The sequence below is a fragment of the Natrononativus amylolyticus genome (assembly GCF_024362525.1).
GTDB lineage: Archaea > Halobacteriota > Halobacteria > Halobacteriales > Natrialbaceae > Natrononativus > Natrononativus amylolyticus.
In genome coordinates this window covers 1,597,316-1,611,554 of sequence record NZ_CP101458.1, presented here as the reverse complement: position 1 = coordinate 1,611,554, position 14,239 = coordinate 1,597,316, and the positions used below count along the sequence as shown (strand labels likewise).

16 protein-coding genes are annotated in these 14,239 nt (G+C 53.9%); 6 read left to right on the top strand and 10 right to left on the bottom strand.

Annotated elements, in window-relative coordinates; genetic code table 11:
• Positions 1–264: 264 nt before the first annotated feature.
• The 3 genes from NMQ11_RS08475 (at position 265) to gcvH (ending at position 3,461) form a co-directional block, all read left to right on the top strand.
• Positions 265–1,854 (top strand): S8 family serine peptidase, encoded by a 1,590-nt coding sequence (locus NMQ11_RS08475; protein ID WP_255167161.1) that lies wholly within the window; start codon positions 265–267, stop codon positions 1,852–1,854.
• A gap of 126 nt (positions 1,855–1,980) precedes the next feature.
• Positions 1,981–3,078, top strand: a complete 1,098-nt coding sequence (gene gcvT / locus NMQ11_RS08470) for a glycine cleavage system aminomethyltransferase GcvT (RefSeq protein ID WP_255167159.1) — start codon at positions 1,981–1,983, stop codon at positions 3,076–3,078.
• Entirely contained in the window at positions 3,078–3,461 is a 384-nt protein-coding gene (gene gcvH, locus NMQ11_RS08465; RefSeq protein WP_255167157.1) for a glycine cleavage system protein GcvH, read from the top strand. Before gcvT ends, gcvH begins: the two co-directional genes overlap by 1 nt.
• Positions 3,462–3,532: 71 nt before the next feature.
• Here the strand turns inward: gcvH and NMQ11_RS08460 are convergent, their stop codons facing one another.
• Together NMQ11_RS08460 and NMQ11_RS08455 are read right to left on the bottom strand one after the other, a co-directional pair.
• Positions 3,533–3,709, bottom strand: coding sequence for a hypothetical protein (locus NMQ11_RS08460; RefSeq protein ID WP_255167155.1), 177 nt, complete (start codon positions 3,707–3,709; stop codon positions 3,533–3,535).
• The gene (locus tag NMQ11_RS08455; protein ID WP_255167153.1) at positions 3,709–4,419 is read right to left on the bottom strand and encodes a helix-turn-helix domain-containing protein; all 711 of its coding nucleotides are present in this window, start codon (positions 4,417–4,419) and stop codon (positions 3,709–3,711) included. Before NMQ11_RS08455 ends, NMQ11_RS08460 begins: the two co-directional genes overlap by 1 nt.
• Before the next feature lie 94 nt (positions 4,420–4,513).
• On the opposite strand from NMQ11_RS08455, the gene NMQ11_RS08450 reads away from it, so the two are divergent.
• A complete protein-coding gene (locus NMQ11_RS08450) occupies positions 4,514–5,011 on the top strand; it encodes a GNAT family N-acetyltransferase (protein WP_255167151.1) in 498 nt (165 codons plus the stop codon).
• Positions 5,012–5,356: 345 nt separating this feature from the next.
• Here the strand turns inward: NMQ11_RS08450 and NMQ11_RS08445 are convergent, their stop codons facing one another.
• The 3 genes from NMQ11_RS08445 to NMQ11_RS08435 form a co-directional block, all read right to left on the bottom strand.
• Positions 5,357–5,746 carry a hypothetical protein gene (locus tag NMQ11_RS08445; RefSeq protein ID WP_255167149.1) on the bottom strand — a complete coding sequence of 130 codons (390 nt, stop codon included), beginning with the start codon at positions 5,744–5,746 and terminating at the stop codon, positions 5,357–5,359.
• Positions 5,747–5,828: 82 nt separating this feature from the next.
• Complete coding sequence (locus NMQ11_RS08440) at positions 5,829–6,674, bottom strand: S1 family peptidase (protein ID WP_255167147.1); 846 nt, start codon at positions 6,672–6,674, stop codon at positions 5,829–5,831.
• A 319-nt stretch (positions 6,675–6,993) separates the two neighbouring features.
• Positions 6,994–7,506, bottom strand: coding sequence for a DUF1643 domain-containing protein (locus NMQ11_RS08435; protein WP_255167145.1), 513 nt, complete (start codon positions 7,504–7,506; stop codon positions 6,994–6,996).
• A 124-nt stretch (positions 7,507–7,630) separates the two neighbouring features.
• Between NMQ11_RS08435 and NMQ11_RS08430 the strand changes: the two genes are divergently transcribed.
• Together NMQ11_RS08430 and NMQ11_RS08425 are read left to right on the top strand one after the other, a co-directional pair.
• A complete protein-coding gene (locus NMQ11_RS08430) occupies positions 7,631–8,479 on the top strand; it encodes an HNH endonuclease (RefSeq protein WP_255167143.1) in 849 nt (282 codons plus the stop codon).
• 142 nt (positions 8,480–8,621) lie between these two features.
• Positions 8,622–9,149: a hypothetical protein gene (locus tag NMQ11_RS08425; RefSeq protein ID WP_255167141.1), complete on the top strand. Its 528-nt coding sequence runs from the start codon at positions 8,622–8,624 to the stop codon at positions 9,147–9,149.
• A gap of 69 nt (positions 9,150–9,218) precedes the next feature.
• Here the strand turns inward: NMQ11_RS08425 and NMQ11_RS08420 are convergent, their stop codons facing one another.
• From NMQ11_RS08420 to NMQ11_RS08400, 5 genes are all read right to left on the bottom strand, one after another.
• Positions 9,219–9,887 (bottom strand): ribonuclease H-like domain-containing protein, encoded by a 669-nt coding sequence (locus NMQ11_RS08420; protein ID WP_255167139.1) that lies wholly within the window; start codon positions 9,885–9,887, stop codon positions 9,219–9,221.
• A 576-nt stretch (positions 9,888–10,463) separates the two neighbouring features.
• Complete coding sequence (locus tag NMQ11_RS08415) at positions 10,464–10,724, bottom strand: hypothetical protein (RefSeq protein ID WP_255167137.1); 261 nt, start codon at positions 10,722–10,724, stop codon at positions 10,464–10,466.
• 6 nt (positions 10,725–10,730) lie between these two features.
• Positions 10,731–10,943 (bottom strand): hypothetical protein, encoded by a 213-nt coding sequence (locus NMQ11_RS08410; protein ID WP_255167134.1) that lies wholly within the window; start codon positions 10,941–10,943, stop codon positions 10,731–10,733.
• A 472-nt stretch (positions 10,944–11,415) separates the two neighbouring features.
• Positions 11,416–12,114 (bottom strand): hypothetical protein, encoded by a 699-nt coding sequence (locus NMQ11_RS08405; protein ID WP_255167132.1) that lies wholly within the window; start codon positions 12,112–12,114, stop codon positions 11,416–11,418.
• A gap of 1,356 nt (positions 12,115–13,470) precedes the next feature.
• The gene (locus NMQ11_RS08400; protein WP_255167131.1) at positions 13,471–14,199 is read right to left on the bottom strand and encodes a thymidylate synthase family protein; all 729 of its coding nucleotides are present in this window, start codon (positions 14,197–14,199) and stop codon (positions 13,471–13,473) included.
• Between the last annotated feature and the right edge of the window lie 40 nt (positions 14,200–14,239).

The window sequence follows — 14,239 nt, the reverse complement described above, 5'->3', positions numbered from 1 at the left end:
CGGAGCGGATCGGGGCTCGAGGGGGTGGTGGACCATCGGTCGTGAGAAGGGGTGCGATACGGAACGCTGCATTAGTGTCCATGGTTAGAAAACTCGATAAAAGTTTATTCTGCCCGGTACGTTTGTCAGCTACCGGACACCACACCGATACGGTAGCCGCAGGGTATTTTTAATGGTGATTTCCAAAGCTATTGGAACGCTGACATAAATTCTAGTGAGTTTCACAAGAAATTAATATACCAGCGAGGTTGGTGATAACGTATCATGGCAAAGGATGGCAACCCTGGCTTTGATCGACGAACTGTACTAAAGACGGCTGGAGCGCTCGGCGCGTTCTTCGGGATGGGTGGTGTCGTTAGCGCCACGCCCGGCCGTGAACCAGGTCCGAAAAAGGACGAGGTCCTCGTCGGCGTCTCGCGGCGGGCGTCGTCCGCGGAGGAGACGGTCGAGCCGGCGGTTCCCGGCAACGCCGAGATCGTCCACGAGAACGAGGTGCTCGGCTACGTTGCAGTCGAGTTCCCATCGAACGCCTCCGAGCAGGCACGAGAGAACTTCAAGCAGAACGTCCTCGACGTAGACGAGGTCGAGTACGCAGAGGACAACGCGACGGTCGAGGCGTTCTTCACGCCGAACGACCCGATGTACGGCCAGCAGTACGCCCCGCAGCAGGTCAACTGCGAGGGGGCCTGGGCGACGACGCTCGGGGACTCCGGGGTGACGATCTCGATCATCGACCAGGGGATCCAGTACGACCATCCGAACCTCGAGGAGAACATGGACGGCAGCGTCTCCGACTACGGCGAGAACTTCGCTGGAGCCGGAAGCGACCCCTACCCCGTGAACGAGGGCGAGGATCACGGCACTCACGTCGGCGGCATCGCCGCGGGCGGCACCGACAACGGCGAGGGACACGCGGGCATCTCCAACTGTTCGATGCTCTCGGCGCGCGCGCTCGACGAGAGCGGCGGCGGTTCGCTGTCGGACATCGCCGACGCGATCCAGTGGTCGGCGGACCAGGGCGCGGAGATTCTCAACATGTCCCTCGGTGGCGGCGGCTTCTCCGATACGATGAACGACGCCTGTGAGTACGCCTACAGCCAGGGTTCGCTGCTCGTCGCCGCCGCCGGCAACGACCACGGCGGCAGCGTCTCGTACCCGGCCGCCTACGATAGCGTCATGGCGGTGTCCTCGCTCGACGAGGGCGAGACGCTCTCGAGTTTCACCAACGTCGGCCCCGAGATCGAACTGGCCGCACCCGGCGGGAACGTGCTCTCGTCGGTCAACTGGGACGACTACGACTCCTACTCCGGGACGTCGATGGCGTCGCCGGTCGTGGCGGGCGTCGCCGGCCTCGCGCTCTCCGCACACTCCGGCCTCTCGAACGACGAGCTCCGCAGCCACCTCCAGAACACCGCCGTCGACATCGGCCTCTCCGAGAACGAGCAGGGCTACGGTCGCGTCGACGCGGACAACGCGGTCAACACAGAGCCCGACGAGGATCCGGACGATCCCGACGACCCCGACGACCCGGACGAGGAGACCACGACGGTCGAGGACTCGCTGAGCGGCTCCGGGGACAGTGACTGCTGGTCCTACGCCTGGGAGTTCGACAGTCCGAGCGAGGTCGTCATCGACCTCAGCGGACCGACGAACGCGACGTTCGACCTCTACGCGAACGAGGGGCGGGCGTGGTGTCCGACGACCAGCGACTACGACCACATCTCCTACAACTGGGGGAGCGACGAGCAGATCGTCATCGACAACCCCGACACGTCGACCGATCTGTACATCCTCGTCGATGCCTGGGACGGCAGCGGCGACTACACCCTGACAGTCACCGAACGATCCGACTAACCGAATCGGGCGTTCACTCTCGTTTCCACCCGCGGTTCGTTTTTTGATACTCGAGTCACCGAGAGCGCCGCGGATCGGCGGCGGCCGACGAAAAAGCATTACTACCCCGGGAGTGTCCCCCAAACTATGCCGCTACAGACGCCGCCGTTGCGTGGACTCCACGACGAACGAGGGGCGAAGTTCACCGAGTTTGGCGGCTGGGACATGCCGGTCGAATTCGACTCGATTCGCACGGAACACACCGCGGTTCGCGAGGAGGCGGGGATCTTCGACGTCTCGCACATGGGCGAGATCTCCGTCAGCGGACCCGACGCCGAGGCGCTGCTCCAGCGCCTGACCTCGAACGACGTCAGCGCGCTCGACGTCGGCGACTCCCAGTACGCCGCGATCACCGACGCCGACGGCGTGATCATCGACGACACGATGATCTACCGGCTGCCGGACGACAACGACGGGCCGGCGTACCTGTTCGTTCCCAACGCCGGCAACGACGAGGCGATGCACGAACGCTGGATCAGCCACCGCAACGAGTGGGATCTCGAGGCGACCGTCGACAATCAGACCGACGAGTACGCGATGTTCGCCGTCCAGGGGCCGAACGCTCGCGACCTCGTCGCCGACGCGGTCGACGAACCGATCGGCGACCTCGGCCGGTTCGAGGCGCGGTACGCCACCGTCGACGGCGTCGAGTGCTGGACCGCCCGCACCGGTTATACGGGCGAGGACGGCTACGAGTTCATCGTTCCGTGGGGTGACGCCGAAACCGTCTGGTCGGCGTTCGACTGTCAGCCCTGCGGGCTCGGCGCCCGTGACACCCTGCGTATCGAGGCGGGCTACCTGCTCGCCGGCCAGGATTTCGACCTCGAGTCAAACCCGCGAACCCCCTACGAGGCCGGCATCGGCTTCACCGTCAAACTCGACACGGAGTTCGTCGGCCGGGACGCCCTCGAGGCCGTAAAGGAGGAGGGCGTCGAGGAGAAACTCGTCGGGTTCAAACTGATCGACCGCGGCGTTCCCCGCCACGGCTACGACGTCACGAACCCCGACGGCCGGGTGATCGGCGAGGTCACGAGCGGGACGATGAGTCCGACCCTCGAGGCGCCGATCGGCCTCGGCTACGTCCCCGTCGAGTACGCCGACCCGGGGACCACCCTGCGGGTCGTCGTCCGCGGCCAGTCCAAAAAGGCAAGAGTTGAAACCACCCCCTTCATCGACACAGTATAATGAGCTTCGACATCCCCGACGACCGACGGTACATGGAATCGCACGAGTGGGCGCTCGAGACCGACGACGGCGTTCGCGTCGGTATCTCCGACTTCGCACAGGACGAACTGGGCGACGTCGTCTTCGTCGAACTCCCCGACGAGGGCGACGAACTCGAGGCCGAAACCGCCTTCGGCGTCATCGAATCGATCAAGGCCGTCTCCGACCTCTACGCGCCCGTCAGCGGCGACGTGATCGCGGTGAACGAGGCGCTGTTCGACGCCCCCGAACTCGTCAACGACGACCCCTTCGGCGAGGGCTGGATGCTCGAGATAGACCCCGCCGACGAGTCCGAACTCGAGGAGTTGCTGACGGCAGCGGAGTACGAAGAACAGGTCGCCTGAGCGGACGTTCGGGGTTTTCCGGGAGAACGCGCGACTCGAGTGCGCCCGGTTTCCCCGCCGTTCGTGGCGAGCTACTCGGCCGGCTTCGAGCGGTTGAGCGCCACGAGCGCGCCCCCCGCGACGGCGATCATCGCGACGCTCCAGGCGAGCCACGCGAGGAGCGTATCGACGGCGACGACGAGCGCGAGCGTCGTCAGAAACGCGGCCGCCAGCGCCAGCGTGAGTCGTTCGCTTCGGTCGAGCGCCATCACTCGAGGTCGATGAGGGACTCGAGCACCTCGTCGAGGTCGGTCGTGGTCACGGCCAGCGAGTAGCCGTCGATGCGCGCGAGATCACCGGCGTGGTTCCACAGTTCGTCGGCCTCGAGCCCGTGGAGGATCACGGCGTTCGGCGTCGGGTTGACGACCCGCAGGGCGACCAGCGGCGACTCCCCTCGCGTGACGTCCGTGAACACGAGCACGCGGTTCGTGCTCTGTCCGTAGAGGCGAAAGAACTCCTCGCTCGAGAGCCGGGTGATCGCCTGGATGCTGTTGATGACGGTGTGGCCGCTGACGCTGTCCGTGTCCCCCGCGGCGATCTCGGTTGCGCCGACCTCGCCGTACAGCCGCGAGAGGGGGATCGACGTCGCGTACTCCCGGAGATCGTAGACGACGTCGCTCTCGAAGCCCGCGGAGAGCACGCGCCCGTACTGGCGGATGCGGTCGCCGCCGCGGTGTTCGTCGATCGTCAACAGCCCCTCGACCAGCCGCCGAATGACGCCGATTCCGGGGCTCGTCCGGCGCCCGCTCTCGTAGTCGGAGATGACCGACGACGAGACCTCGAGTTCGGCCGCGAGATCCGTCTGGGAGACGTCGAAGTCGGTCCGCCACTTGCGGAGCGTGGCGCCGGGATCGTCGCTCAGGGTGATCTCGCCGGCGATCTTCTCCGCGAGCTCTCGACGTGGTCCTCGTCCGCCCATGTGGGTCGGGACATGGGGTCGCCTCAAGTAGCTGTCGGAGACGGTTCTCGAGTCGACCGACAAAGACAGGGGAGTCACCGTCCAACGGGGCGGCATGGATCACGATGTTCGTCCGTACGAGCCGACGACCGACGCCGACGCGCTGTGGGCGCTCAAGCGCGAGTTCGAACTCGGTCTCGGCGGCGAAACCGGCGGCGAAGAGAAAGCGGAAGTATACGCGGCGAAGCTCACCGCCGACTACGAGGCGAGCTACCTCGAGTGGGTCGACCGCTGCGTCGCCGAGGAGCCGGAAGCGGTCACCGTCGCCGCCGTCGAGGAGGAACTCGTCGGCTACGCGTTCGTCCTCCCGTCGTCGCTCGCACACGTCTGGGACGCCGCCGTGTTGAACGAACTCTATCTCGAGCCCGCTCACCGGGGCAGCGGCGTCGCCGACGACCTGATGGACGCCGTCCTCGAGACCGCTCGTGAACAGGAGTTGCCCCTGGATCGGATCGTCCTCGACGTCGACCGCGAGAACGATCGGGCGCAGGCGTTCTACGAGCGCCACGGCTTTTCCCACTGGGGGGAGATGGTGGCCCGCCCGCTCGAGTGACCGTCGGCGAACGGGAACGGGCGGTGCTCCGGAACCACTGAACGCGCTTCTTCCAACATCGGACAATGACCGACTGGACCGAGAAGTGCCCTAATTCAACATGACCTTATCATGATTTACTCAGTTAGTTCCTATATTATTGTGACGACTCGCCAGAGGACGAAATCGCAAGTAATGTGTTGAATTAATTCCGTCAGGATTACTACTCATGAGGGGTACACGGAGATATTCGGAACATTCGTTAATTTAGCCAAGCTTTGTATAAACTCAGACCTCTACGAGGACTATTGGTCTAGGTGTTGAACCCTGGCGAGATGCGTCTGACCAGTATGGTCGTTCTTAGAGCTATTCTACCCTTCCTAGTTCTATTTGAATTATAATTCCAGTAACAAACAAAATAAGGGCTGCAGCCCCAGCGAGCCACATTGCCCCACCAGGGAACGCGATTATCAACGAAGCTAATGCTCCAATAATCCCAACCAACAATGCTACTGACTGTGCTACATTGACCTTTGCATAATCGAGTTGTTGATCACGGAATTTCTCATAGGCTCTATGTCCCTCAGAAGTGATCACAAGATCTTTTTCTCCATCGACAATCGCGTCTTTAATGTACTTGTTCTCTTTTAAGATGTCCTCGTTCTCGATTGTACCATTACATTCCTTTTCGCTCCCATTCTCATAGATACTCTTCAAATCATCGTGCCAATAAGGTTTTTCAATATTATCAAGCATACCTTATTGATCTATTTTTGTTATTGAGTTTATGAATATACCGACTCTCTTCCAAAATATGATCAGTATTCTGCCATTCAATCTAGCTGGGAACAGCCTCCTGTATCGCACGAATAATCGCCTCGGGACGCCAAGTCTCGTTGAGGTCGAAATATTGTGTCGCTCTCAAACAATCTTCCTCAGATTCAGAGTTGCCTTCGTTATAATAGAAGTTCCCGGCATGAACGCCGAGTAGAATAGGTGTTTCGTGAGTTTGAGTTAAATGTGCACCCCATGGATATTGGACTTGAGATGGCTCGACTAAGATTGGGCTTCCACTAGTCCCAGGGTCCATGCGTGCGTCTGTAAGGAATCGAGGCTTCCCCTCGAAATCGACATGTATCGGAGTGGCGAGTAACGAATTTCTTCTGATCGGGAACTTTGTTTGTGAATCGTACAGTCTCCCTGGATACCCGAGGCTGTACACTCTATCAGTCGTCAGTTGGTTATTTCCAATGAACTGACGTTCTGTGAGCGAAAACGAGGAAAACCGGGGTTCTTCATCATCTTCGTCTCTACTAAAGTAATCCGGAAGGGTAATCAGCTCCTCATCAATCTGTATGACTGCAACGTCCGCTCCATTCGGATCAAAACCCCAAGTCCGCTGTTCTTCCGAGAGATCAACGGAGTATCTAGTGGTATTTGTTACGTCGTCAGTATCACGCAGATAATAGGATACTTCGGGTGGTTGTTGATGAATCTCCGATCTTAATTCCTCTCCATAGCTTTCTCGGTCTTCGTCTGCAAGTACATGCCCTGCGGTAACAATGTATGTATTTGTATCAATGCGGAAGAAGAACCCAGTTCCGCCACTATCCGGGCCTGCGACATGCAGCGGTGTAGTAACGAGAAATGCTAAATCAATCTGATATCCGTATTGAGCCGGCATGCCAATATATTTGTCTCTCTTGCTATAAATACGACTTCATGAATGTTTAGTGAGTTGGATGTGGCTGGTCTGGAAGTGGGGTTGAACCACATACTAAGATACGACGAAGTACCCTCGAAACACCTACAGACAACCGTGAGAAGGGCTCCAAACTATGCGTTTTTCGTAACCCCTACCCCCTTCCGGGTATAGACGGGTGAAATTTAATGTCGAATATTTACTAATGGCGGATACACTTTCGTAGCACGTACTGCCGCAAACAAATTACTCATTCAGAGCCCTGTCTACTACAATACCAAATGTGGCCTATTAGCCTGAATTAATAGACCTCAATTGCTCTCTCATATGGCCGAGTATCGTAGCTCAATTGATGTTGTAGTGGTCCATTTGGATTTACGTATGTGGGTTCTCCAGTTTGGTTAACTCTCAGACACTCAAGATCATGGTGTGATATCTTTTCGTAAACTTCTGCCGCTCTATTCATATGGTCTCCAATATTACCCCATCCACAAATTATCTTATCTGCCTCCTCACAGGACTCAATGATATGTTTGTCATTTTCTTGTCTAACCGGATTCTTAGCATCCTCTAAATCCTCCGATGTCGGTTCAATTAGCGAGAATAGATTGACAATTTCAAGGTGTTTGAAGTCGTGGTATTTAGCAATTTCAATACACCTTTTGGTTGCATCATCATCTATTTCATCGTCCGCTGTTGACGGATTCAATAGCACAAATGTTAGGGTTTTGTCTCGAAAATCACCGTCAAGACTTCTGAAAAGGCGGTATCTGTGTTCATTATCGGCCGAGAATATCGCGTCCCTTTTTACCATACTGTACCTTTTCGCCCACATACAATAGTATTTTTGACTAGATTTTCAGTGACGGAATCCTCTACTTCTTGAATGGTATCCACCTAACATAGGCTTCAAGACGTCTGGCAAAAGTACAATCACTATGGACCTTCAGTTTGGTGACTCTTATCACCGCCGCGATGAACTGGCCGCTCAGGGTGGTACTTGGCAAGGTGGAATCATCACCTCAAAAGACAACCCGTACGTGTTCATCATCACGAGTGATCGAGGGAGGAGCTTTGGATATGTTGACGAATTTCTGGCTGATGGTACCTTCCAATACTCAGGACAAGGCGCTGAAGGCGACATGGACTGGCGCTTCGTGAATCGAGCAATCCGCGATCACGAGGACATGGGTAAAGAGATCCATGTTTTTGAGAAGACCGATGAGAGTTACATGGTCAGATACCGGGGGGAATACCAGTATGAGGATCACGAGTGGGTTCCTCTCCAAGATAAGAAGGACAATTTCAGGGATGCAATTCTGTTCGATCTTGTCCCAGTAGGAGGCCGAACCGTCAAAGTCCAGGGCGACCCTGAGACGAAGCCATTAGAAGAGCTCTATGCGGATGCTTGCGTAGCTGCGCCGTTACAATCAACGAACGGTGGTAACTCCGGATCAAGTGATTCTACTGGGTCTTCTGGAGGAGCAAGTTCTCAGTACAACCGATCTGAGGTAGTCAAAAAATTTGCGAGGCGTTCTGCTGATGGGGTTTGTCAAGGTTGTGAAGAAGCAGCGCCGTTCAAATCGAAAGACGGGAAACCATTTCTTGAGGTCCACCATTTGAAGATGCTTGGAGACGAGGGGGCAGACCATCCAGATAACGTCATTGCTCTGTGTCCGAATTGTCATCGGCGAGCCCATGAAGGTGAAGATGGGCGACAGTTCAACAAGGAACTCGTAGAAAAGGCCAAGGCTCGAAATACAAATATCTGTGCGTCTGAAGCGTAATAATCCGAATTTGAAAGCGCACAAAGACGTATTAGGCATAATCGCTAAGTCAATTTCAATATTTAGACCGTGACACAAGCATTAGATCTTTCACACAAACATCTAGAAACAGAGTTAATAGGATATAATCTCAGCAATTATTATGGATAATGGCACCTACGATAGTGGTCTTGCAGTCGGTGAACTGCATGTGTCTCGTGAACCAGAACAAAGATCTCTAAATGAGATAACTGCATTACTATATTATATAAACGGGATCGCAGAAGGTCTATCTGGATCAGAAACACTAGCCGAGATAAGACACGAATTCGCGTACAGCAAGGAGCGCCGAGAAGAGGTCGTGAACGATAAAGAGGCTCGGGAAAGAATTATTGGAAAGTTAGCCAGTCAAGGTGATCTCAAAAGAATTACTCGTACCAAAGGCAGATATCTATCTAATCAGCGTGATGGAGCGGTCAAAGTTAAGAGAATCCGCAAGGAGAGTCCATTTTTACTTGAAATTATTGGACCAATTGAATTGGTATTCATTGTATTATATCTTGGGTCTGGAATTAAATATGAGTATAAAGAAATTGAAACTGAGGACGGTAATTCTCGAGTAGAAAGGCGATTTGAATTCAACCCGCCAGATCTTTCACATGCATTAGAGGCGCTGCGAAAGCTGTTCTGATAAAACCACCCTGGTTCGAGATCTGGCTATTATTGGTGATCGTCGGCGGGTGGAATAGTCACGTAGGTCTCAGAACACGGCGCGAGTCCCGAGATAGTGTGGTTTGAACTCCTGTCCAGTATCCGCGTAGTAGATCGCGAGATTTGCCTCGAGGTCGGTAACGAGATAGTGGTCGATCACTTCTCGGAGCGAGTCGGCTTGGTCGCGATCGTTGTCCTCCAGGGCAGCGAGATATGCAGGACCAAGTTCTTCGCCAAACCGCTTGTTCGTAACTGGACGCCCGTTCCAAAGCGTTTCTGGTTCAGCGAACTTGTAGGTTGCAAGACACTCTTCGAGCTTCGGCCATTTTTCGCCCGTCCGGTTGCACTTCTTCTTCCGGTCTTCGAAGAGGTCAATGTGGGTTGCTGGGGTGTCGATCTCCGGCTCGATCTTATCTTCTCCGAGAAGGTACTGCCGTGTGTGGAGAAAGTCCATGTCGAAATCCCTGCCATTGTACGAGACGAGAGCATCTACTCCACAGTCGTCGACGTATTCGAGCGCTCGAGCGATCAGTTCGGCTTCGTCACCTGTGCTGTTGCGATGAAACGGTTTGTACTGTATGTCACTTCCTGGAGCGCCACAGTCATGGACGGCAATCCCCACTGAAACAGTCTCACCCTCTGTGGCTTTCCAGTGGGTTGTTTCGATGTCGAACGTTGCGATTCTGTCATAGCCATTACCGTCGCGATTGTATCGCATACTAAACCAGTTGGCAGAAGGGAATATTTAAACTGCCGCAACCAGAGTGAAAGTATAATTCGCCAGTCCCAGTTGGAATTAACCGCCCTGGCCCTTTCGAGCGCGTCATCTAATCGGAACTCGTAGTGGTCGAGCATTCTTCCCATAATCTCTTCCGGTCCCAGATCGGTATCAATGCCGTCAGGAGTATCGAAATAGGCCCGTAATCACTCGGTACGCGCTTTAGGAGTGCTGACACCACCGAAACCCGGTCGCGATTTTTCTCATGCCCGAACCGTAGGATGGGGAGCCTTCCTACGGTAACTCACAACCCACCAAACCGTCTATTCCGGGGGATCAAGCCCTGATGAGCATGTTCATCATTTCCGTTAATTTTTCGAGAGCGCCGATTGAGCCCGAACTATTTCGGCCAATTACCCTATACGCGCGCGAATATAGAATAGCGAGCGTAGCCCGGTATTTTATCCCGTTTGGTCGTAATCCAGCTAACAGACCACGGCGAAGTAGTGCGGTTTTCGTAAATCGATTCCCCGTACTGACCCCGTAATGGAGTACTCGATAGCAGACACCCATTGCTCAACCTCTCAACGTGTGTTTGACCTTCTCATCAGGTCGTTCGAACACTATCCACAGTACTCCATAGGCGATCCCGATCACCCCAAGCAGCACAAACCATAGATTCCCCGTCTGAATTAAGAAATACGCGAGGATGAGTCCGGCTGCTCCAAACATGACCTCCTTCGTTGTATAGACTCGAGTCCACCACGTTCGAGTTTCATCCGGGAAGACGTAGACGAGTACCACGATACTCAGAACGATCCCGCCAATCAGTAGCATCTATGATCACCCCCTCGAGCGACCGTGCTTGAGTGTACTGTGGGTCTTGAATAGTAGGAGATAGATGACATAGGCAACACTCACGATCAGCCCGACTGTGATGACAAATATGGGGCTTCCAATCGCTGCTGATGAGAAGAATGCGACCAGCCCAAGAGTAAATGCTGTGATCCAGACAAACCAGCCCTGAAGCGAATGTGGCGCTTTGAGTTCGATCATCAGTGATCACTCCAGCTCCCACAGCGGCCAGTTTGATTCGGCGAAGGGCCATCGTCTCTCAAATGCAGGAATGAATCGTAATAGTGGAAACCAGATTGCGATCAGGAAATAGACCGCTGCTGCGACCGTCAACAGGAATCCGGATGATAACACCATCACGACCGTGAGCCCGAAGACACCAGTGAAATGTCTCGTTCGATCTGCGAATCCAAGTCCTCGAGGGATTGTATCCCGCGCCCAAACGAGGATACTCACGATACTCGGTGGAATTAGATCGACTAACTCGAACTCGCGGACTGTATCTTTGATATTCTTGCCAGTGCCACTCGCTTCGTCTGTGATTTTGCTCTTCATTGTATTGAAATCATAAATATTCACTATCTATACCGCGAAACCCCTACCCCCTACGCAAACCGCCTACGCGAGGGAAGCCGACGGCTACGAATTCAGGGGGCTCGAGGTAGCTATCTAATTATTCAGTAGCCCCACTGGACCGTCCCGTGACTTCGATGAGGTCTTGATCGAGATCGGGGAGATGGGAGTTGTCTACCTCGCCAAGATCGACCTCGGGGGTGAGATTCGGTTTGTTCTTCTCATCCCGATCAGTATAGACGAACTCCGTTTCTTGAGGTTCGTAATCCACTATCTCCGCATTCGAATCAACGACATGCTTCAGGAGATGACGAGAAGAGGCGAACTGATCTTCCGGGCGAGTCGAATCACGGAGTCTCAAGTAATCAACGACCAGCTGCTTCCGATCGAGGTTCACACGACGATCATTCGTGAGTTTCTTTCCGATCTCAACAACGGCTCCCTTCAATTCCTCGTGAGTGAGTTCTTCTTTGTAGACCACTTCATGGTGATCTACGCCGCACTCACAGACCGGATACGTGTTATACTGAGCTGCTTGGTGTTCATCCTCCTTTCGCCCATCACCATCGAACTCAACAGTAGGCCCACGAATACGACGTCGTTGGCGTCGAATAGCTCGCTCCTTTACACTGTTCGTGGGATCGTTTGAATTTCGAGTGTACGTCTTCGCTGAGTCAGGATCACCGAGTTTCGTCATCACTCCACGAAGTGTATATGACTCTTTGAGCCAGGTGAAGCAGTTCAGGCAGATATCAGGGTCTTGCTTCACCTTCTCGTTCCAAACGGAGTGATTGGACATCAGTTGACCCTGAACTCATCGACGATCGCCTGTCTCCAGGTCCGGTCACCTTTCACAGTTAAGAGTGCTGCGTGGGTTTCCGCGTCGAACGACACATTGAGTTGTTTTACAGTCATTTTCGAACTACGTACATAGCTACTATGTTTTACACTTTATTCCTTACTATAGTAAGACTTATTTTAATACCACGCTTATTTGATACTGCGGGACGCGTTTCCCGATCTCCCGTGTTCAATCGGTGGTGGTCGCATCATTTCCTGTTCAAGAACAGGCAGGGAATCACCGGTCCCTGAAATCCCGGTTCGCTTTTCGGGATGCGACTTTGTTCCTCCTGGGGGTGCGTATTAATCATTAATACGCACCTGAGAAACTCACATGGGTGCAAAGAATTATACTACTGAAAGGCGTGATAACATTACGAAATTGCAAATAGACCAAAATACTTAAGTGCAAGTAAATAGTACTTGTAAATAGGGCGTAGGAATCCTACGCTGCGATAAAAGACCCATCATTTGGAGCTCCACCACGTGGAAATGACCGCGTCGGTGGGGTAACTCCACGAGGGCCTTTATCGCATCCAAATGAGAGGGGTCCCTCCTTCTCCAAAACGAAAAATGAAACAGGTGTATCGTCCGTCGAACCGGCTATGTGGTAAGTTCCATACGTCGCAGGAGCTTAATCGGTCTGAGAACCTTCCGCGTGATCAGAAAAATGGAGAAATGAAAAGTCTCCGTTGGGCTGAAATGCCAGCGCGGGAGCTTACGCAGGTCGCGTCTGATGGCACTCGCAGTGGGTGCAAACGGCCAACCCTGGCTACCGGAGGTCCGACTGGTTACACCGGGACCAATGAAGGTAGGCACTCTATCCAGTCGAGAATCGGATCACCCGATTCGTTTGAGATTGGAAATACCCGGAGCCACCTCTAGCAATAGTAGACTGAGAGAACTCGCAAGCGGTTACCTTACTAGAGTGGGGTAGGGGCGAGTATCGTTCACCACTCCCACCCTTCCCGTATGGTTTCTCCGCGTTATTTAATCCCGGATATAATCTTATCCTCTCTGAAGATGTAACCTTCAGGAGAATAGAACAGCGGAAGACCTCGTAGTAATTATCAACTCTTAGTTGATACAGAACAAATGAGACAAGAATTACTCTGTATCTCCCGCACCACTAAGAATTCACAAGATATTTTCAAGAGATAGTGCAGGCAGATTAGGGCAGCTGTACACATCTATAACAGAAGAAGTAGTCATTCTCACAGCCTTAGCATATTATTGCTCTAGTTTATAGTCGGATATAAAATACGCTATACTATACGGATCAAGATCGCCCTCTGCAGAAGACCGGAAACCAACCTTACGAAATAGAGTGAGTTCCTTTTGGTGGATCATCAGAGAGAACAGAAGACAACCCTCGCGCATCACCAACGTTCCGGAAGATCGAATTATGAGCTGTCTCTACCAGATAGCCTGGTTCATAGCCTGTTTGGTGGCACATGTCTGCGAGTAACAGAGCGAGACTGATGAGATTCCCATAGCACTTCGTATCGATGTATTGGCTTCGGAACGTCGTATAGAGGTGGAGCTTGTCTCGCTGAGGTTTGAATTGTAGCAAGACCAGACACGGAATGTTAGGAGCGAGTGGTTTCCCTTCAGTCGCCTTCTCGAGATCGGGAGTAAGTCGATATGGCTGTCCGAGGAGTGCATTCGTTGTCTGTCCATGATTGCCTTGCTTGAGGCGACCCCGTATCATATCGAGTTGGTTACGGGGGGCCGTGAGTCTGGTAGCGTACAGGCCAGCGAAGAGCTCCTCGATACGGTCCTGTACCCAGTACCGCCCGGTAGTACCGTCGGTGAACTCGTAGCTCTCGAAGCGTCCCAGCGTTTCTCCTGTATTGACTACCTCGAGCCATTGAGATCGCTCTATGGAAAACTCGTCGTAGTCGATCGAAGAGACAGGCTCTGAGATATGGACGACGTGATAGTCGTGAGGGAAGAGCCCGTGGACTCGAGACTCGAGCAGCGCCGTATAGGCAGTCCCAATATCAGGTGCAACAACAAACGGACTGGTCTCGGGCGGTACCATAATTAATATAGTTTATCTGACAATTTAAGAGTTACGAGTG

Coding starts and splice junctions, on each gene's coding strand:
- NMQ11_RS08475 (WP_255167161.1), top strand. CDS start 265: ATGGCAAAGGATGGCAACCCTGGCTTTGATCGACGAACTGTACTAAAG.
- gcvT (WP_255167159.1), top strand. CDS start 1,981: ATGCCGCTACAGACGCCGCCGTTGCGTGGACTCCACGACGAACGAGGG.
- gcvH (WP_255167157.1), top strand. CDS start 3,078: ATGAGCTTCGACATCCCCGACGACCGACGGTACATGGAATCGCACGAG.
- NMQ11_RS08460 (WP_255167155.1), bottom strand. CDS start 3,709: ATGGCGCTCGACCGAAGCGAACGACTCACGCTGGCGCTGGCGGCCGCG.
- NMQ11_RS08455 (WP_255167153.1), bottom strand. CDS start 4,419: ATGGGCGGACGAGGACCACGTCGAGAGCTCGCGGAGAAGATCGCCGGC.
- NMQ11_RS08450 (WP_255167151.1), top strand. CDS start 4,514: ATGGATCACGATGTTCGTCCGTACGAGCCGACGACCGACGCCGACGCG.
- NMQ11_RS08445 (WP_255167149.1), bottom strand. CDS start 5,746: ATGCTTGATAATATTGAAAAACCTTATTGGCACGATGATTTGAAGAGT.
- NMQ11_RS08440 (WP_255167147.1), bottom strand. CDS start 6,674: ATGCCGGCTCAATACGGATATCAGATTGATTTAGCATTTCTCGTTACT.
- NMQ11_RS08435 (WP_255167145.1), bottom strand. CDS start 7,506: ATGGTAAAAAGGGACGCGATATTCTCGGCCGATAATGAACACAGATAC.
- NMQ11_RS08430 (WP_255167143.1), top strand. CDS start 7,631: ATGGACCTTCAGTTTGGTGACTCTTATCACCGCCGCGATGAACTGGCC.
- NMQ11_RS08425 (WP_255167141.1), top strand. CDS start 8,622: ATGGATAATGGCACCTACGATAGTGGTCTTGCAGTCGGTGAACTGCAT.
- NMQ11_RS08420 (WP_255167139.1), bottom strand. CDS start 9,887: ATGCGATACAATCGCGACGGTAATGGCTATGACAGAATCGCAACGTTC.
- NMQ11_RS08415 (WP_255167137.1), bottom strand. CDS start 10,724: ATGCTACTGATTGGCGGGATCGTTCTGAGTATCGTGGTACTCGTCTAC.
- NMQ11_RS08410 (WP_255167134.1), bottom strand. CDS start 10,943: ATGATCGAACTCAAAGCGCCACATTCGCTTCAGGGCTGGTTTGTCTGG.
- NMQ11_RS08405 (WP_255167132.1), bottom strand. CDS start 12,114: ATGTCCAATCACTCCGTTTGGAACGAGAAGGTGAAGCAAGACCCTGAT.
- NMQ11_RS08400 (WP_255167131.1), bottom strand. CDS start 14,199: ATGGTACCGCCCGAGACCAGTCCGTTTGTTGTTGCACCTGATATTGGG.